General features: G+C 63.7%; 14 protein-coding genes, 2 tRNA genes and 1 pseudogene. 11 read left to right on the top strand and 6 right to left on the bottom strand.

Annotated elements, in window-relative coordinates:
• Nucleotides 1-86: 86 nt before the first annotated feature.
• From clpX to H9L16_RS10400, 6 genes are all read left to right on the top strand, one after another.
• Nucleotides 87-1,376 (top strand): ATP-dependent Clp protease ATP-binding subunit ClpX, encoded by a 1,290-nt coding sequence (gene clpX, locus H9L16_RS10375; protein WP_187551629.1) that lies wholly within the window; start codon nt 87-89, stop codon nt 1,374-1,376.
• A 165-nt stretch (nt 1,377-1,541) separates the two neighbouring features.
• Entirely contained in the window at nt 1,542-3,974 is a 2,433-nt protein-coding gene (gene lon, locus H9L16_RS10380) for an endopeptidase La (protein WP_187551630.1), read from the top strand.
• A 216-nt stretch (nt 3,975-4,190) separates the two neighbouring features.
• Complete coding sequence (locus tag H9L16_RS10385; protein ID WP_187551631.1) at nt 4,191-4,463, top strand: HU family DNA-binding protein; 273 nt, start codon at nt 4,191-4,193, stop codon at nt 4,461-4,463.
• Nucleotides 4,464-4,560: 97 nt separating this feature from the next.
• A tRNA-Val gene (locus H9L16_RS10390) sits at nt 4,561-4,635 on the top strand.
• Between the two features lie 49 nt (nt 4,636-4,684).
• Nucleotides 4,685-4,761: transfer RNA gene (locus H9L16_RS10395), tRNA-Asp, on the top strand.
• Nucleotides 4,762-4,883: 122 nt separating this feature from the next.
• The gene (locus H9L16_RS10400; protein ID WP_187551632.1) at nt 4,884-6,851 is read left to right on the top strand and encodes a SurA N-terminal domain-containing protein; all 1,968 of its coding nucleotides are present in this window, start codon (nt 4,884-4,886) and stop codon (nt 6,849-6,851) included.
• Between the two features lie 102 nt (nt 6,852-6,953).
• On the opposite strand, the gene H9L16_RS10405 is transcribed toward H9L16_RS10400, so the two are convergent.
• Genes H9L16_RS10405 through gloB form a run of 3 tightly spaced genes read right to left on the bottom strand, consistent with a single transcriptional unit; the run spans nt 6,954 to nt 9,404 of the window.
• A complete protein-coding gene (locus H9L16_RS10405; protein ID WP_187551633.1) occupies nt 6,954-7,742 on the bottom strand; it encodes an enoyl-ACP reductase FabI in 789 nt (262 codons plus the stop codon).
• A 43-nt stretch (nt 7,743-7,785) separates the two neighbouring features.
• Complete coding sequence (locus H9L16_RS10410) at nt 7,786-8,613, bottom strand: lytic transglycosylase domain-containing protein (RefSeq protein ID WP_229796653.1); 828 nt, start codon at nt 8,611-8,613, stop codon at nt 7,786-7,788.
• 11 nt (nt 8,614-8,624) lie between these two features.
• Complete coding sequence (gene gloB, locus H9L16_RS10415) at nt 8,625-9,404, bottom strand: hydroxyacylglutathione hydrolase (protein ID WP_187551635.1); 780 nt, start codon at nt 9,402-9,404, stop codon at nt 8,625-8,627.
• A gap of 49 nt (nt 9,405-9,453) precedes the next feature.
• Between gloB and H9L16_RS10420 the strand changes: the two genes are divergently transcribed.
• Genes H9L16_RS10420 through dnaQ form a run of 3 tightly spaced genes read left to right on the top strand, consistent with a single transcriptional unit; the run spans nt 9,454 to nt 11,296 of the window.
• A complete protein-coding gene (locus H9L16_RS10420) occupies nt 9,454-10,128 on the top strand; it encodes a methyltransferase domain-containing protein (RefSeq protein ID WP_187551636.1) in 675 nt (224 codons plus the stop codon).
• Nucleotides 10,125-10,583, top strand: coding sequence for a ribonuclease HI (gene rnhA, locus H9L16_RS10425; protein ID WP_187551637.1), 459 nt, complete (start codon nt 10,125-10,127; stop codon nt 10,581-10,583). Before H9L16_RS10420 ends, rnhA begins: the two co-directional genes overlap by 4 nt.
• A complete protein-coding gene (gene dnaQ / locus H9L16_RS10430) occupies nt 10,583-11,296 on the top strand; it encodes a DNA polymerase III subunit epsilon (RefSeq protein ID WP_187551638.1) in 714 nt (237 codons plus the stop codon). The genes rnhA and dnaQ overlap by 1 nt, the downstream gene beginning before the upstream one ends.
• A 25-nt stretch (nt 11,297-11,321) precedes the next feature.
• Here the strand turns inward: dnaQ and H9L16_RS10435 are convergent, their stop codons facing one another.
• Nucleotides 11,322-12,026, bottom strand: coding sequence for a PP2C family protein-serine/threonine phosphatase (locus H9L16_RS10435; RefSeq protein ID WP_187551639.1), 705 nt, complete (start codon nt 12,024-12,026; stop codon nt 11,322-11,324).
• Between the two features lie 588 nt (nt 12,027-12,614).
• Between H9L16_RS10435 and H9L16_RS10440 the strand changes: the two genes are divergently transcribed.
• On the top strand, nt 12,615-13,724 hold the full coding sequence (locus H9L16_RS10440; RefSeq protein WP_187551640.1) for a glycosyltransferase family 2 protein: 1,110 nt from the start codon (nt 12,615-12,617) through the stop codon (nt 13,722-13,724).
• A 159-nt stretch (nt 13,725-13,883) separates the two neighbouring features.
• A pseudogene (locus tag H9L16_RS10445) lies at nt 13,884-14,387 on the top strand (transposase); the annotation flags it as partial.
• A 367-nt stretch (nt 14,388-14,754) separates the two neighbouring features.
• On the opposite strand, the gene H9L16_RS10450 reads toward H9L16_RS10445, so the two are convergent.
• Together H9L16_RS10450 and H9L16_RS10455 are read right to left on the bottom strand one after the other, a co-directional pair.
• Complete coding sequence (locus tag H9L16_RS10450) at nt 14,755-15,918, bottom strand: glycosyltransferase family 87 protein (RefSeq protein ID WP_187551641.1); 1,164 nt, start codon at nt 15,916-15,918, stop codon at nt 14,755-14,757.
• 214 nt (nt 15,919-16,132) lie between these two features.
• Nucleotides 16,133-17,056 carry a class I SAM-dependent methyltransferase gene (locus H9L16_RS10455; protein WP_187551642.1) on the bottom strand — a complete coding sequence of 308 codons (924 nt, stop codon included), beginning with the start codon at nt 17,054-17,056 and terminating at the stop codon, nt 16,133-16,135.
• Nucleotides 17,057-17,203: the final 147 nt, after the last annotated feature.

A 17,203-nucleotide genomic window follows, 5' to 3' on the forward strand; every position in this document is an offset into this window, starting at 1 on the left:
CCAGGCGAATTCAGGCCCTGCTTGGCCCGGCGGGGGCGTATGGTATCCTCGGGCCGAAGCCGCGTAGCGCGGCGAGTGAGCAACGAATGAGCGAAGACCGTCAGGGACGCACCACCGGCGACAGCACCAAGATCCTGTACTGCTCCTTCTGCGGAAAGAGCCAGCACGAGGTACGCAAGCTGATCGCGGGGCCGAGTGTGTTCATCTGCGACGAGTGCGTCGAGCTCTGCAACGACATCATTCGCGAGGAGTTGGAGGAGAAGGCGCAGTCCACGCGCAGCTCCCTGCCGAAGCCGCGCGAGATCCTCGAGGTCCTCGACCAGTACGTGATCGGCCAGCAGCGAGCGAAGAAGACTCTCGCCGTGGCGGTCTACAACCACTACAAGCGCATCGAGAGCCGGCAGAAGTCGGACGATATCGAGCTGGCAAAATCCAACATCCTGCTGGTGGGCCCGACCGGGTCGGGAAAGACGCTGCTCGCGGAAACGCTGGCGCGCATGCTCAACGTGCCGTTCACCATGGCCGATGCGACCACGCTGACCGAAGCGGGCTACGTCGGCGAGGACGTGGAAAACATCATCCAGAAGCTGCTGCAGAAGTGCGACTACGATGTCGAAAAAGCGCAGCAGGGCATCGTCTACATCGACGAAATCGACAAGATCAGCCGCAAGTCCGAGAACCCGTCGATTACTCGTGACGTGTCCGGCGAAGGCGTGCAGCAGGCGCTGTTGAAGCTGATCGAGGGCACCGTCGCCAGTGTGCCGCCACAGGGTGGGCGCAAGCATCCGCAGCAGGAATTCCTTCAGGTCGATACCCGCAACATCCTGTTCATCGTTGGCGGGGCATTCGCCGGCCTGGACAAGGTGATCCAGCAGCGCAGCAGCGAAGCCGGCGGCATCGGGTTCGGCGCCAAGGTCAAGAGCGTGGAGCGCAAGGCCGACATCGGCCAGGTACTTGCGCAGGTCGAACCGGAAGACCTGATCAAGTACGGGCTGATTCCGGAGTTCGTTGGCCGCCTGCCGGTAGTCGCGACGCTGGAAGAGCTCGATGAGCCGGCGCTGATGAAGATCCTCACCGAGCCGAAGAACGCGATCACCAAGCAGTTCAGGAAACTGTTCGAGATGGAAGGCGTTGAACTGGAAATCCGCCCCGATGCGCTTGCCGCGATCGCCAAGCGGGCGCTCAAGCGCAAGACCGGTGCGCGCGGCTTGCGCACCATCGTCGAGTCGGTGCTGCTCGACACGATGTACGACCTGCCGTCGCTGGAAAACGTCAGCAAGGTGGTGGTCGACGAATCGGTGATCGAACACAAGTCCGAGCCGTACCTGATCTACCAAAGCGTGCCGGCACCGGCCAAGGCCGCCTCCGCGGACTGACAGGCCCTTGGCGTGTGAAGGAGGCCGCCGCGAGGCGGCCTTCCTGTTTGCAGGAATCGATATCGACGTGCGTTCGGCACGCATCCCGCTTGCATCCCGCTGCGTATAACCCCATAACCGTCGCATGGCGGCGCCATCGCGCCGTATGACGTGAATGGAGTCCGCATGAGCAACCCCGCCGAACATCCTGCGCTTGTCCTGCCGGTGCTGCCGCTGCGTGACGTGGTCGTGTTCCCGCACATGGTGATCCCGTTGTTCGTCGGTCGCGACAAGTCGATCCGTGCGCTCGACATCGCGATGGAAGGCGACAAGCGGATCCTGCTGGTCGCGCAGAAATCCGCTGAGACCGATGACCCCGGCGCGGGAGATCTGCATCCCATCGGCACGCTTGCGCAGGTGCTGCAATTGCTCAAGCTGCCGGATGGCACCATCAAGGTGCTGGTCGAAGGCTTGGTGCGTGCCCGCGTGGATGGCGTGCGCGAAGAGGGTGGCGCATTGTCGGGTAACGCTGAGGTGGTGGATTCCGCCGAGACCCGTGAGCCGCGCGAAATCGAGGCGATCGCACGGTCGCTGATGTCGATGTTCGAGCAGTACATCAAGACCAATCGCAAACTGCCGCCGGAATTGATGCAGACACTGTCCGGGATCGACGATCCCTCGCGCCTGGCCGACACCATCGCGGCCCACCTGGGTGTGCGCCTGGCCGACAAGCAGAAACTGCTGGAAACGCTGGACACCGCCGAGCGGCTGGAAATGCTGGTGGGCTTGGTCGATGGCGAGATCGACGTGCAGCAGATGGAGAAGCGGATTCGCGGTCGGGTCAAGTCGCAGATGGAGAAATCCCAGCGCGAGTACTACCTCAACGAGCAGATGAAGGCGATCCAGAAGGAGCTCGGCGAGCTCGACGACGCGCCGAACGACCTCGACGAGATCGCCAAGAAGATCGCAGCCGCCGGCATGCCGAAGCCGGTGGAGACCAAGGCCAAGGCCGAATTCGCCAAGCTGAAGCAGATGTCGCCGATGTCGGCCGAGGCCGGTGTGGTCCGCAATTACCTCGATTGGCTGCTGGGCGTGCCATGGAACGCGCGAAGCAAGATCCGCAAGGACCTCAAGGCCGCGCAGGACGTGCTGGACGCCGACCACTACGGGCTGGAGAAGGTCAAGGAACGCATCCTCGAATACCTCGCGGTGCAGACCCGCGTGGCCAAGATGAAGGGCGCGATCCTGTGCCTGGTCGGGCCGCCGGGCGTGGGCAAGACCTCGTTGGGGCAGAGCATCGCCAAGGCAACCAACCGCAAGTTCGTGCGCATGGCATTGGGCGGCGTCCGCGACGAGGCCGAGATCCGCGGGCATCGCCGCACCTACGTGGGTTCCATGCCGGGACGGATCGTGCAGAACCTCAACAAGGTCGGTGCCAAGAACCCGTTGTTCATGCTCGACGAGATCGACAAGATGTCGATGGATTTTCGCGGCGATCCGTCCTCGGCGCTGCTCGAAGTGCTCGACCCCGAGCAGAACCACGCTTTCAACGATCATTACCTGGAAGTCGACCTTGACCTGTCCGAGGTGATGTTCGTGGCGACCTCCAATTCGCTGAACATCCCGGGTCCTTTGCTCGACCGCATGGAAGTGATCCGCATCCCCGGCTACACCGAGGAAGAAAAGCTCAACATCGCGATGCGCTATCTGGTACCGAAGCAGTTGACCGCGAACGGCCTGCGAGAAGGCGAGCTGAAGATCGCCGACAACGCGATCACCGACATCATTCGTTACTACACGCGCGAATCCGGCGTGCGCAACCTGGAGCGCGAGATCGCCAAGATTTCGCGCAAGGTGGTCAAGGAGATCGCGTTGAAGGGGCCCCAGCCCAAGGGCGCGAAACCCAAGACAATCAATGTCACCAGCAGGAATCTGGACAAGTATCTCGGTGTGCAGCGCTTCGACTTCGGTCGCGCCGAGGCTGAGAACGAGATCGGCCTGGTCACCGGGCTGGCTTGGACCGAAGTCGGCGGCGACCTGCTGCAGATCGAGTCAACGTTGGTGCCGGGCAAGGGGGCACTGATGTTGACCGGCCAATTGGGCGACGTGATGAAGGAGTCGGCGTCGGCGGCGTTGTCGGTGGTGCGCGCTCGCACGGAACGGCTCGGCATTGATCTCGATTTCCTGCAGAAATACGACGTGCACGTGCATGTGCCGGATGGCGCGACCCCGAAGGATGGCCCAAGTGCTGGCATCGCGATGGCGACTGCGTTGGTGTCGATGCTCACTCGCATCCCGGTGCGGAACGACGTGGCGATGACCGGCGAGATCACCTTGCGCGGCCGCGTCAGTGCGATCGGAGGCCTCAAGGAGAAGTTGCTGGCCGCGCTGCGCGGCGGGATCAAGACCGTGATCATCCCGGACGAGAACCGCAAGGATCTCGCCGACCTGCCGGCAGCGGTCACCAGGCACATGAAGATCATGCCGGTGAAGTGGATCGACGAAGTGCTGGACCTGGCGTTGGAAAGACCGCTGCCGGGGCGAGTGGTGTCGGGCGACGACGCGCAACCACCGCTGTCGAAAGCCGGGGATCGCGCAAGCAACGATGTCAAGCATTGACTCTCGGGATCCGTGCCATTCGTCGGCGTGACGCTGAAAGCCGCGCCAGTGCTTGCTTTCCGGGTTGCATGCAAAAAAGAGCGCTGGTATAAAGTTTCGCAACCGTGGCGTACCGCATCTGTACGTCGTGGCAAGCCCGGGATCGAGGCAGGTAGCGCCGCCGGATCCGGTCACCGAATACTTCTGTACCCATTCCGCAAGGGAGCAACCAAACAAATGAACAAATCCGACTTCGTTGACGCCATCGCCGATGGTGCCGAGCTGACCAAGGCTGACGCCGGCCGTGCGCTCGACGCGATGGTTGCCGCCATCACCAAGGCACTGAAGAAGGGCGACACCGTGACCCTCGTGGGTTTCGGTACCTTCTCGGTGCGCAAGCGTGGCGCGCGCACTGGGCGCAACCCGCGCACCGGCGAGACGATCAAGATCAAGGCGTCGAAGAATCCGGCGTTCAAGGCTGGCAAGGCGCTGAAGGACGCGGTCAACTGATCGCAGTCGCATCGTCCGAAAAAAAGCCCGGCATCGTCGGGCTTTTTTGTTGCGGGAAGGTTCCGCTGGTGGCGTTGCGCTGCGATAATCCGGGGGCGGGCACTTAGCTCAGCGGTAGAGCGGCTCCTTTACACGGAGCGGGTCGGGGGTTCGATCCCCTCAGTGCCCACCAAAAAAGCATTGCGTGCGCATTGCTCGCACGCTATGATGTTCGTCTCAGCGGAGTGGTAGTTCAGTCGGTTAGAATGCTGGCCTGTCACGCCGGAGGTCGCGGGTTCGAGTCCCGTCCACTCCGCCATTTATTGAGAAGCCTCGCAGCGATGCGGGGCTTTTTTTTTCAGTAACCGTGTCGCTGATGGATCGAACCCATTTGACGGCGGCGCGCTAGACTAGTCGGCTACGCCTCATCGTAATCCGACCATGCTGCAGACACTTCGCGACAAGACTTCCGGCTGGATCGCCACGGTCATCCTCGGCCTGCTGATCATCCCGTTCGCTTTCTTCGGAATGGAGTCCTACCTCACGCAAAAGGTGGACGCTTACGCTGCGCGCATCACCCAGCCGCCTGCGTGGTGGCCATCCGCGCCCCAGGCATGGCCGGTGAGCTACCTGTGGAAGACCCACGACATCGATGCGCAGGACTACCGGCAGCGGCTGGAGACGATGCGCATGCGGCTGCGCGACGAGCAGGGCGACAAGTTCGACAGCAAGGCGTTCGAGTCGGCGGAGAACAAGCGCCAGATCCTGGATGACATGATCGACGAGCAACTGATGCGGCTCGCGGCCGAGAGCGACGGCATCGTGGTCAGCGACGCCGAGATCCGCCAGGAGATCCAGCAGATCCCGGATTTCCAGGTCGATGGCAAGTTCGACGCGGATCGCTACCAGCTGCTGCTGGCTTCACAGAACCCGCCTCAGACGCCGCGCACGTTCGAGCAGACGGTTCGCGACAACCTGCAGTACGGATTGATCCCGAGCCGGCTGGCGCGGTCCGGGTTCGTCACCGACATGGAGCTCGATCGGCTCATGCGCCTGCTCGGTGAACGTCGTGACGTCAGTTTCGTGGTGATGCCGCCGATACCGGCGGACACGGCGCCGATCACGCCAGCGCAGATCCAGGCGTGGTACGAAGCGAACGCGCGCGACTATCGCAGCCCGGAGACGGTGCGCCTGGAATACGTCGAAGTCGACGCCAGCACGCTGCCAGTGCCGGTGGCTGATGAAGCCGCGTTGCGCAAGCTCTACGAGGAACAAGCTGCGAAGTTTTCGACCGCCGAGCAGCGTTCGGTCTCGCACATCCTGGTGCAGGTCGCGGCCGATGCCAGCGACGCTGACAAGCAGGCGGCCGAAGCGCGCGCGAAGAAGCTGGCGGATCAGGCCCGGGTGGCGGGTGCGGATTTCGCGGCCCTGGCACGGGCCAATTCCGATGACGCCGGCTCCAAGGCCGCGGGCGGCAGTCTGGGCTGGCTGGCCAAGGGCGGCATGCCCGGCCCCTTCGACGATGCGGCATTTGCAATGGCGGCCGGTGAAGTGCGTGGGCCAGTGAAGACTGATTTCGGCTGGCATGTGATCAAGCTCGACGAACTGCGTGGTGGTACCCGCCAGCCGTTCGAGGCGGTGCGTGCCCAACTGGAGCAGGAACTGGTCGAAGGCGGGCGCGAACGTGCGTTCAACGAGCTCAGCGGCAAGCTGGTCGATGCGGTGTACAAGAATCCGAATTCGCTGGAGCCGGCGGCAAAATCGCTGGGCTTGATGGTGCAGACCACCCCGGCGTTCCCGCGAGGTGGTGGCCCAGGTATCGCTTCCGATCAGAAGGTGTTGCGCGCTGCGTTCTCCGACACCTTGATCCGCGACGGCACCGCAAGCGACCCGATCGAGCTGTCGCCTACCCGCACTGTGCTGATCCGGGTCGTCGAACACAAACCGGAAGCAGCGTTGCCGTTGTCGCAAGTCGGCAATGCGGTGGTGTTGGCGATCCGTGCCGATCGCCAGCGCAAGGCGGCGGAAGCCGCAGCGGATACGCTGGTCAAGGCGGCGAAGGCCTCAGGCCTGCCGGCGGCGGCCACGGCCGCCACCTTGGCAATGGGCGAGGCGAATGACGTCCGTCGCGGCAGTGCCGTGCCTTCCCCTGAGGTGGTGGAGGCGTTCTTCCGCGTCCCGCGCCCGCAGGACAACTTGATCCCGGTCGGCAAGACAGAAGCCGGCGGACAGTTCATCGTGTTCGCGATCCGCGCGGTGCGCGATGGGGACATCGGCCAGGTCACCGCGGAAGAACGTGATCAGTTGCGCCAGCAGTTGTCGCAGGCGTCCGGCTTTCAGGCACAGAAAGCCTTCGTCCGCGCTGCGCGCGGCAAGTACCAGATCAAGGTTGCCGAAGACCGGTTGTGAGATGAGGCAACGCATGCCCGGTGATCGCCGGGCATGGCCAACGAAAACGCCCGGCATTGCCGGGCGTTTTCGTTGTCGAACAGGATCACGGGATGACGCGGATCATTCGATCCCGCTCATTCCCATGATGTTGTAACCGGCATCGACATAAGTGATCTCGCCGGTGATGCCGGCGGCAAGGTCCGAACACAGGAACGCGGCGGCATTGCCGACGTCCTCGATGGTGACCACCCGGCGCAGCGGCGCGACGGCCTCGAACTGGGTGAGCATCTTGCGGAAATTGGCGACGCCGCTGGCGGCCAAGGTGCGGATCGGACCCGCCGAGATCGCGTTGACGCGCGTGCCCTCCGGACCCAGCGCCATCGCCATGTAGCGCACGGTGGCTTCCAGCGAGGCCTTGGCCACGCCCATGGTGTTGTAGTTGGCCAGCGCGCGTTCCGCACCCAGGTAGCTCAGGGTCAGCACCGAGCCGTTGCGGCCCTTCATCAGTGGGCGCGCAGCCTTGGCGATTGCCGCCAGCGAGTAGGCGCTGATGTCGTGGGCGATGTGAAAGCGTTCGCGGTTGATGCCATCCAGAAAATCGCCCTCGATCGCCTCGCGCGGGGCGAACGCGATGCAATGCACGAGGATGTCGAAACCGTCCCTCCAGTGCTTGCCGAGGTGGTCGAAACAGGCGTCGATCTGGCCGTCATCAGCCACATCCAGCGGCAACACGATGCTACTGCCGTAGTTGGCCGCGGCGTCGTCCACCCGCGATTTCAGCTTCTCGTTCTGGTAGGTCAGTGCCAGCTCGGCGCCTTGGCGATGCATGGCATCGGCGATGCCGGTGGCGATCGAACGCTGACTGGCGATGCCGGTGATCAGTGCACGCTTGCCTTGCAGGAATCCCATGGTGTCTCCTTCGATGCCGCGCGGGTCGCGTCGAGCAATCCTTCTAGTTTGCCTCGTCGGGCGCGGTGCGGCCAGCGTCGGTGCCGATGGGTACTAGCGCGTCACGCGCGCCGGGATGCCATCCCGGATTGAGGGCGATGACGAAGTCCGCATCGAGACCTTGCGCGATGGCCCATGCGCGCAGGTCGCGTGTCGCGGCAGGCAGCCGTCGCGGGACCAGCCGCGGCACCTGTCGCTCGATCGCGCGTTGCCAGCGCGGGTTGTCGGCGTGCTGGTCGAACAGGCAAGCGATCGCATGCAGCTTGAGCGGATAGCTGCGGGTGATGCCGGACAGTCGCGCGGCACCTTTGCGACGCGACGCGCGCAATGCGCCTTCGCCGGCGTTGTATGCCATCGCTGTCTGCCGCCAGTCCTGGCCGAACATCGCGTGCAGGCGATTGAGGTAGCGAACCGCTGCCCGGGTGGAAGCGACCACCGACAGTCGATCATCCACCTTGCCGTGCACGCTCATGCCGTGGCGGCGCGCGGTGCCGGCGGTGAACTGCCACAGGCCAGCAGGGCCACCGGTGCTGCGTGCATCGGCGCGGTAGCGGCTTTCCACGAACGGAATCAGCGCGAATTCGCTCGGCAGGCCTGCCTCGCGCACTTCATCCAGCACGTAACCGAATACCGCGAGGGCGGTTTCATCCTGATCCGCGAGGTGTTCAGCGACGTGTGCGTAATGGCTGCGCCAGCGCGCGCTGGGCTTGCGGCAATCGGGATCAGCCAGGCCGACGTGGAAGCGCTGCATGATCTCGCCGCCGCTGCGGGTATGCGGCGCAGACGAGGCGAGCGCGATTGCACTGGCGAACACCAATGCCCCCGCGAACATGCGCACCCGCCTCATCCGCGAAAGCCGTCCTTCCAATGGCGCAGACTGGCGAAGACCTCGGCCGGCGATGCCAGCGCATGCCCTGCATGCGTTTCTGCCGAGGCGCGCACAGCGGGGTCGTCGCAGCGCAGGAACGGATTGCAGGCGCGCTCGACGTGGAGGGTGGCCGGCAGGGTGGACTGACCGGTCTGGCGCAACTGGCGAACCTCGCGTGCGCGTTCACGCAGCGCGATGTTGCCGGGATCGACCGTGGTCGCGAAGGCGGCGTTCGCCAACGTGTATTCGTGCCCGCAGCAGACCCGCGTCTCGCCCGGCAGGGCGGCCAACCTTTCCAACGAGACGTGCATCTGCGCCGGCGTGCCTTCGAACATCCGCCCGCAGCCCAGGCTGAACAGTGTGTCCCCGCAGAACAGCAGCGCGCTGCCGTCGAGGTCATCGCCGTGGAAGGCGACATGGCTGCGCGTATGCCCTGGAATTTCGATGGTCGTGAACTGCCACGGCCCGGCATCAACCGAATCACCCTCTGCCACGCGCCGGGTGGCGATGGGGATACGGTCGTCGTGCGGCGCGATCACCGGCACATGTGGCCAATGCCGCAACAGGTCCGCCACGCCGTCGATATGGTCTTTGTGGTGGTGGGTCAGCAGGATCGCGTGCGGCGGTGGTGCGCCTGCAAGCGCAGCGAGTACCGGCGCGGCCTGGCCGGGATCGACGATCACGCTGCCACCGGCCGCGTCGCGCAGCAGCCAGACGATGTTGTCCTCGAACGCTGGGACCTGTTGCAGCGGCATTTGTCCAGTCCGTGACGGGTCGCGGGCTTTCCCGCAGAATCCGGCGGGTATGTCGCCGACCTTGCCGCCGTCCGTGTTCCGCCGTCAACCCGATGCCGTCGCCGCCGAGGCCTGGTTCGCGGGCCGGGCCGGGCAGGCGATCCTGGCCAGCCAGGCCGAATGCCTGCGCGTGGCCCTGCAGCAGCGCACCGGCCAGGCGGCCCTCTGGTTGCGCCCGGCCGCAGCGGAACAGGCGTGCATGCTGGAAGACAGCGCTTTGTTGCGCTTGTGGCCGGATGCCATCGGGTTTGGCGGCGATCTTCGCTGCGCCCTGCCATTGCCGTTGGCCAGCGAGTCCTGCGGTGTGGTCCTGGTCCAGCACTTGGCCGATGCCTCCACGGACCCGCTGGGCTTGCTGGACGAATGCGCGCGCGTGTTGCTGCCCGGAGGCTGGCTGTGGCTGCTCGCCCTCAACCCGCTGTCGCCGTATCGCTGGCGCTGGCGTGGGCAGGGCCTGCGGGTGTCGGAGCCGGTGACTTGGCGTCGACGGCTACGCGCGGTCGGGTTGGTGCCGGATGCTGTGTCGCAGGGGCTGGGCCCGAGCTGGGAGGTCGCCCACGATCCCTGCCTGCAGGACGGCGCCGGCCTGCGTGCCGCCTTCCTGCTGCGCGCGCAGAAGCGGCGTCTGCCGATGACGCCGGGGCGCGGCCAACGCGTGCTGCGCCTGCAGGCAGGTTCCGCATGAGCGCCGCGCGCAAGCAGATCGAGGTGCATACCGATGGTGCTTGCCTCGGCAACCCCGGGCCGGGCGGCTGGGGCGCGCTGTTGCGATGGCGCGAGGTCGAACGCGAGCTGTCCGGTGGCGAACCCGATACCACCAACAACCGGATGGAACTGATGGCCGCGATCGCCGCGCTGGAGGCCTTGCGCGAGCCCTGCGACGTGATCCTGACCACCGATTCGCAATACGTCCGCCAGGGCATCCTGGACTGGCTGGCCAACTGGATCCGGCGCGGCTGGAAAACCGCCGGCGGCGATCCGGTCAAGAACCGCGACTTGTGGGAACGCCTGCAGCTGGCAGCCGCGCCGCACAAGGTCGACTGGCGCTGGGTGAAGGGCCATTCCGGCCATCCGGAGAACGAGCGGGTGGACGTGCTGGCACGCACCGCGGCGGAACAGATCAGGGACAAGGCAGGCTGATGCGTCAGGTCGTACTGGACACCGAAACCACCGGCCTGGAATGGCAGAAGGGCAATCGCGTGGTCGAAATCGGCTGCGTGGAGCTCGTCGAGCGCCGTCCCACCGGGCGCACCTTCCACGCCTATCTCAATCCCGATCGCGACATGGAGCCGGGCGCGCAGGAAGTCACCGGGCTGACCCGCGAGTTCCTGTCCGACAAACCGCGTTTCGCCGAGGTGGCCGACGAGTTCCTGGACTTCATCGACGGTGCCGAGCTTGTGATCCACAACGCCGCGTTCGATGTGGGTTTCCTCGATGCCGAATTGGGTCGGCTGGAGGGTCGCGGCAAGATCCGTGAGCGCTGCGCGGTCGAGGACACTCTGTTGATGGCGCGGCAGCGCTTCCCGGGCCAGCGCAATTCGCTGGACGCGCTGTGCAAGCGACTTGGCGTTGACAACTCGCAGCGCCAGTTGCACGGCGCGCTGCTCGACGCGCAGATCCTGCTGGATGTCTACATCGCGCTGACATCCGGGCAGAGCGAGATCGGTTTCGCCAGCGATACGGCGCCGCGTGCAGCTGAAACGGTGCAGTTCGTCGCACGCGTCGCCGATCCGTCGTTGCGGCCACGTGTGCAGGTCACGAGTGAGGATGCCGCCGCGCATGCCGCGCGGCTGGCGGTATTGCAGAAAAAAGCCGGGCGTTGCCTGTGGCTGGAGATCGAACAGGCCGGTTGAACTGGTCCGTTGAACCGGTCGCGAGTTAGTGGCTGCGCACCAGCACCACGGTCACATTGTCGGAGCCGCCGCCGTCAAGCGCGGCGGCGACCAGTCCGTCCACGCATTCCTGCGCGCTGCATTCCTGGTGCGCGAGCACGCGGGCGATGCTGCGGTCGTCGACTTCCTCGGTCAGGCCGTCGCTGCACAACAACAACTGCATGCCTGGCCGCAACTCGCCGCCCAGGGTTTCCACGTTTAGCTGCAACGGATCGGTCACGCCCAGCGCCTGGGTCACCACGTTGCGGTGCGGATGGCTGCGCGCCTGGTCGGCGGTGATCGCGCCCTGCGCGATCAGTTCCTGCACGTAGCTGTGGTCCTGCGAGATCTGGGTCAGCGCGCCGTCCCGCCACAGATAAACCCGGCTGTCGCCGACCCATGCCACCTCGAAGCGATTGCCGTTGACCCGTGCAGCAACCACGGTGGTGCCCATCGGCAGGCTATCGCCGCGGCGCTTGGAGCAGCGGATGATTTCCTCGTCGGCGGTGCGGATCGCCTCCGCCAGGGTGTTGCCGGCGCGAACCTCGCGGACGATCGCCTCACGCGCCAGCGCGCTGGCGACTTCGCCGTACTCGTGCCCGCCCATGCCGTCCGCGACCAGCCACAGCCCCAGCTCGCTGTCGCCGTAATAGGTGTCCTCGTTCAACTCCCGGCGCAGGCCGACGTGGGTCAGGTGTCCGAATTCGATCATGCGGGCGGCATTCGTCCGGGAGTCAGAGGTGGTAACGAAATCGCACGGACGAACCGGACGAGGCGGATAAAGTAACGTGTTGCAGTGTAGAAGAGGTACGAAGGGTGGGCTATCCCGTTTCCACGGACTGCTGCGTTGAGAGTCTATGGGCTTGATCTTTTGCGTCCAGCCTAGGCTGCATGCGCGGGTAGTGGATACGCCGCCACATCTCGCAACAGACCCGCAGTTGCTTCATCGGGCCAGCTAAAGCTTGAGCACCAGCAACTCCTGGTCTGTGACCGTGCCTGCGCCGGGGAGCGATCCCTGGTAAAGATCGCGAATCATCGGGGATCAGCGTAGTGATCGTGCAAGAAGCTATGCAAAGACCTGACTCCGCCTTGTCAGAAAATATCGACATCCGTACACTGGCCTGCAGCACTGCTGCGCCGTGTCGTTATGCAGTTTGCGTTGGTCAAGTTCCAGGTTCACCCTCATCTTCATTCGGGATTGGTGAGTGCCAATCCAGCCTCAAGCTTTTGATCATGCCGCCGCCTTTGCTCGGCCAGGCGCGCTTTTGATCAAGAAGCTACGACGTGCACGGAGGCACTGATGCTCAAAGGTCCGCTCCATGATTCCGGTCCTGCGGCTTTGGTCAGTGTGATTGTGCCGGCCTACAACGCTTCGACGACGATCAACATGTGCCTCGCACCGCTTTTGCAAATGCAGAGCCGGGGCGAGATCGTCGAGATCATCCTGGTTGATGATGGCTCTACAGACTCAACGGCGGATGATGCAGCTGCAGCCGGCGCGCGCGTGATGGAATCGGGTGGCAGATTGGGCCCTGGGGCTGCCCGAAATGCGGCGGCACGTGTGGCCAGAGGCGACGTCCTATGGTTCGTGGACGCCGACTCGGTCGCGCACGAGAATGCCGCACGAATGGTCACTGCAGCCATTTCACAGGATGGCGTCGATGCTGTCTTTGGCTCCTACGACGATCAGCCCGCGGCAGCTGGCTTCTGGTCACAGTACAAAAATCTCGTGCATCACCACTACCATCGCCAAAGCAATCGGGAGGCGGAAACCTTTTGGGCAGGGTGCGGTGCTGTCAGGAAATCGGTTTTTCTTGATGTTGGCGGCTTTGATGCGTCTGCATTCACTGAACCCTCAATCGAGGATATTGAACTTGGCTGGCGATTGCGGCAAAGAGGTTCGCGAATTCTGCTGATACCGGAACTCCAGGTCACGCACCTCAAGGTCTGGAGTTTCCTGAATCTGCTGCGCACCGAAATCTTCTGCCGGGCTTTGCCTTGGTCGCGCCTGATTCGGTCACGCACGGGGTGGGTCGATGCCTTGAACGCAAGCAGGGGCGAAAGGCTTCGTGCCTTCATTCCGTTGGCGATCCTAGCCAGCATTCCTATCGCGCTGGTGCCTCTTTGGGTGCCGGTTGCCGCCCTTGTGGTGGCGATGGCCGCGAACGGAAAGCTGCTCGCATTGTTCCATCGTAGACGTGGCCCCTTGTTCGCGGTGAGCGCGATGTTGTTCCATCAGGTCTATTACCTCTACTGCTCGGGTGCTGTCGCATGGTCGTGGCAGGAACAAATCTGGGCAACGCTGCGCCGCTTGCTCGGTGGTCGGCACAAGGCGTCTTTTGAGACTCTCGATCGCGGGTCGTTCTCAGACGATTCGGGTGATCCCATATTGACTTCAGTGAAAGAGTAGGTGCTTGTCTGGGATATATGGGCAGCTGCGTACAGCGCCGTCCCGTCGTTTCCGGCGTCCCGTGAGGGATCCATCCTCTCGTGGCCGATAAAGAACGAGCCTGTGTGAAAACCCTGCCTCTGCTGGAAAGGTCTGAGCACCGGTCGATGGGTGCTTTGCATGAAGCGATTCGTGGATGGAGTTGATCGTTCTCAAGGCCTCCTGCTTCCTGATCGACTGGAGAATTACGTCCGCGAAGACAACCCGGTGCGGGTGGTCGATGCTTTCGTCGAAGCACTCGATCTGAGCCAGCTGGGCTTCGAGGCCGCCAATCGTGTAGCAGGCGGGCGGCCTGCATATCATCATGCTGCGCTGCTCAAGATTTACATCTACGGCTATCTCAATTGCATCCAGTCCAGCCGGCGCTTGGAGCGGGAAGCACAGCGGAACCTCGAACTCGTCTGGCTAACCGGTCGGTTGGCGCCGGACTTCATCGCCGACTTCCGCAAGGACAACGGCAGCGCGATCACCGCAGTGTGCAGCCGCTTCGTCGGCCTGTGCCGGAGCATGAAGGTCTTCTCGCACGCGATCGTCGCGATCGATGGCAGCAAGCTCAAGGCGGTGAACAGCCGGTACCGCAACTTCACCGTTGGCAAGATCAAGGGGCGTCGGCAGCAACTGGAGCCCGGCACTTGTCCCGGATCCCAACACTGTGTGGGTCGGACTCGGGTATTTTTGCAATGAAGACGACGAACTCTGGCGGCTTTCCGACGCAGAGATGCAGGCACTGGCGCTGCGCGAACTGCTCAGATCAATCTTGCAGACGCGGAGGACGTGATTGCCGCCACGGTGATTCGGTTCCCCAAAGCCTTTCGGTGCATGCACGGACTTCGGCCGGGTTCGCTCGCATGTCGACAAGATCGCCAACCTGTTCCTGGTGGGTCGCAATGGCATGCCCGGTACAACAACCAGGATCACTCGATGCTGACCGCAAAGGCGGCTGTGGACAACATCATTTCCGGCCGGGTCAGCACGGACAACATCTGGGACATCAACTTCGATGATGACTACCATGAGTCGGAGTCGACTGCAGGATCAGGAATGCCGCCGTTGCAAGCCAGAAGCACAGCAGTGCGGCGTCCAGCCAAGCAGACCTGATCAGCGAGGTCAGAGGTATCCACAGGGTTACCCCGAATACGGCGGCGACCAGGCGGCTGGCCATGTCCTTGCGTTCCAAGGCGAGCGCCAGTAGTGCGATGAGGGCCGGATACAGCATGATGTTGTCGTAGGCCCGATGAGGAATGAATACCCGCCCGACAATGGCGCAAAGAGCCAGCAAGGTCAGCATCGAAAAGCCACGGTTGCGCCCACGGAGCCAAGTTCCCGCGCTGAACGTCAGCGCCGCCACCAGGCTGATCGCAACCGCCACGCGAGGATCCGAGCCCAGGTTGGCCAAGATGCCTCCTGCGCTCGAACCCCCGCTATTGCCGGCGGTGATGAATCGAAGGTCGGCATGCTGGAACCAGTAATCAAGGACGGCAAAGGGCGAGGCCTGCGTTTGCCAGCAGGCTAACCAGCTCAGTGCCCCCAGGATCGCCAGTCCGAATGCCAGTCCCCGCCAGTTCCGGTCGGCCACGAACAGCAGCGCGAAAACCAGTCCAATCTGTGGTTTGAACATGGCCATTGCCCAGCACGCACCTGCAGCCATGCGCTGGCCACGGCGAAGGCAGAACACTTGCCCGGCCACGAACCCCATGCTGATGATCGAAAACTGCCCGAACGCCACGGCACTGGAGTTTTGCGCAATGGCGAGGCCAGACACCGCGCCCAGGCTTGCGCTCTGCCAACCCAGGTAACGCAGGTCGCGATACCCATGCGCAGCGACCGCGAGCAGGGCGGTTAAAGTCAGGATGCCGAATACCCAGCCAGCAGCCACCGGGGATTCCCAAGCAAAGACCGCTGCCAGCATCGGGAAGGCGTACGGAGGATAGACCGAATTCGGCAGGTCTTCCGTGGGCAGGGCATCCGATGCGATCGACTGGTTTGGATAGATGCCCGACGCGTACAGCCGGTACTCCACCCCCCGGCTCGCAAGGTCATAGCTGCCGCGCTCGCTGACCGCGACATGGACTCCGCGAACCAGGTAGGCCGAGGCACAAAGCGCCAAGACGATCGCAAGCCACAGGATAATCCGGGGCAGGGGGCTGGCCGTCATGCCGGGGCGAGTTCAACGACTGGCGCGAAGCGAAGCAGGCTCATGATCTGCGTCTTCACAGGCTGGCGGCGGGGTCGGGAGGTGATACGTCGCGGCTGACCTTGGCGGCGGCTCGCCGCGCTGCCGGCTCGCGCCTGCCTGGTCGGGGCAAAACCCGGCTGCCCGAGGGTACTGCATCGCGAAAACACCACCGCACGGTCCGATGGTCCGGGGCTCAAAGATCCTCCGGCCGCGTCTGGAGCACCTTGAGGTGGTACAGGTTCTGGAGGAAGTAGCGGCTGTTCCCGGCCTGGATGTCATGGACCGGTTTCATGCACTTCACCTCGAAGAAGTCGACCGGGAAGATGTAGTCCTTCCAGTTCTCGATGCGACCGATGCCGGTCAGCTCCTGGAACTCGTTGGAGATGGTCAGGTTCTCGAAGTCCTGCAGCGGCAGGTCGATGGTCTTGAGAAACTGCAGGATGAAACCCAGGCCCCTCACGGCCTCCAGGAAATCACCAAGGTCCGGCACGTTGTAGTGATAGGCCGCGTTGATCTTCAGGATCTCGGCGTCGATCCTCGCGCGATGCGCGGCAATGGCCGGCACCTTGCGAAACAGGTCCTTGATGTACAGGGTGCCGCCTGGCTTGAGTACGGACCAGGCAGAGCTGAGCGTCCGCCTGATGTCGTCGGAGTGGCCAAAAGACTCAAGGAAGTAGACGACGTCGAAGCTCTCGCCAGCGAACTCACTGGCGAGATCCTGGTAGCTGGCACGGCGGACCGTGATGCGCTCGGAAAGGCCTGCTGCATCAATGCGCTGTCGAGCCTGCTCCGCCTGCACGGCTGAAATCGTCACCGCCTCCACGCTCACATCCGCCTCGCGGCAGAAGTACAAGGCTGGGCCGCAGACGCCACACCCCGCGTCCAGCACGTGCTGGCCGGCAGTGAGCCCCATGCTGGCAATCTGATAGTCGAGCAACGCCGCGACATCCCTGGTGCGGAAGGCCTGGATGACCGGGCCATAGACCCGCAGGAACGCCTCGTTGGTGCGGTCGTAGAAATCACCGACCTGTTCGGGCGTGCTGGCGGTAGCCGACGGCTGGGTTGAGGGGGCTCGCTTGCGTGCCGCGTTCAGCGACAGGAAGTCCAACCAGCGCATGGCCTAACCTAGTGTGGATGACCGAAAGGTCGGATGGATGACGAGATGAAGGCGCGCGCCGGGAAATGGAGGAAACCGCTGCGGCATGCTCAGGTAGTATCCTTCAACGGCGCCGTTCATGGCTTCCCGCTTCTGACGAATTTTCAC

This window comes from Thermomonas carbonis, assembly GCF_014396975.1.
Lineage (GTDB): Bacteria > Pseudomonadota > Gammaproteobacteria > Xanthomonadales > Xanthomonadaceae > Thermomonas > Thermomonas carbonis.

Coding starts and splice junctions, on each gene's coding strand:
- clpX (WP_187551629.1), top strand. CDS start 87: ATGAGCGAAGACCGTCAGGGACGCACCACCGGCGACAGCACCAAGATC.
- lon (WP_187551630.1), top strand. CDS start 1,542: ATGAGCAACCCCGCCGAACATCCTGCGCTTGTCCTGCCGGTGCTGCCG.
- H9L16_RS10385 (WP_187551631.1), top strand. CDS start 4,191: ATGAACAAATCCGACTTCGTTGACGCCATCGCCGATGGTGCCGAGCTG.
- H9L16_RS10400 (WP_187551632.1), top strand. CDS start 4,884: ATGCTGCAGACACTTCGCGACAAGACTTCCGGCTGGATCGCCACGGTC.
- H9L16_RS10405 (WP_187551633.1), bottom strand. CDS start 7,742: ATGGGATTCCTGCAAGGCAAGCGTGCACTGATCACCGGCATCGCCAGT.
- H9L16_RS10410 (WP_229796653.1), bottom strand. CDS start 8,613: ATGTTCGCGGGGGCATTGGTGTTCGCCAGTGCAATCGCGCTCGCCTCG.
- gloB (WP_187551635.1), bottom strand. CDS start 9,404: ATGCCGCTGCAACAGGTCCCAGCGTTCGAGGACAACATCGTCTGGCTG.
- H9L16_RS10420 (WP_187551636.1), top strand. CDS start 9,454: ATGTCGCCGACCTTGCCGCCGTCCGTGTTCCGCCGTCAACCCGATGCC.
- rnhA (WP_187551637.1), top strand. CDS start 10,125: ATGAGCGCCGCGCGCAAGCAGATCGAGGTGCATACCGATGGTGCTTGC.
- dnaQ (WP_187551638.1), top strand. CDS start 10,583: ATGCGTCAGGTCGTACTGGACACCGAAACCACCGGCCTGGAATGGCAG.
- H9L16_RS10435 (WP_187551639.1), bottom strand. CDS start 12,026: ATGATCGAATTCGGACACCTGACCCACGTCGGCCTGCGCCGGGAGTTG.
- H9L16_RS10440 (WP_187551640.1), top strand. CDS start 12,615: ATGCTCAAAGGTCCGCTCCATGATTCCGGTCCTGCGGCTTTGGTCAGT.
- H9L16_RS10450 (WP_187551641.1), bottom strand. CDS start 15,918: ATGACGGCCAGCCCCCTGCCCCGGATTATCCTGTGGCTTGCGATCGTC.
- H9L16_RS10455 (WP_187551642.1), bottom strand. CDS start 17,056: ATGCGCTGGTTGGACTTCCTGTCGCTGAACGCGGCACGCAAGCGAGCC.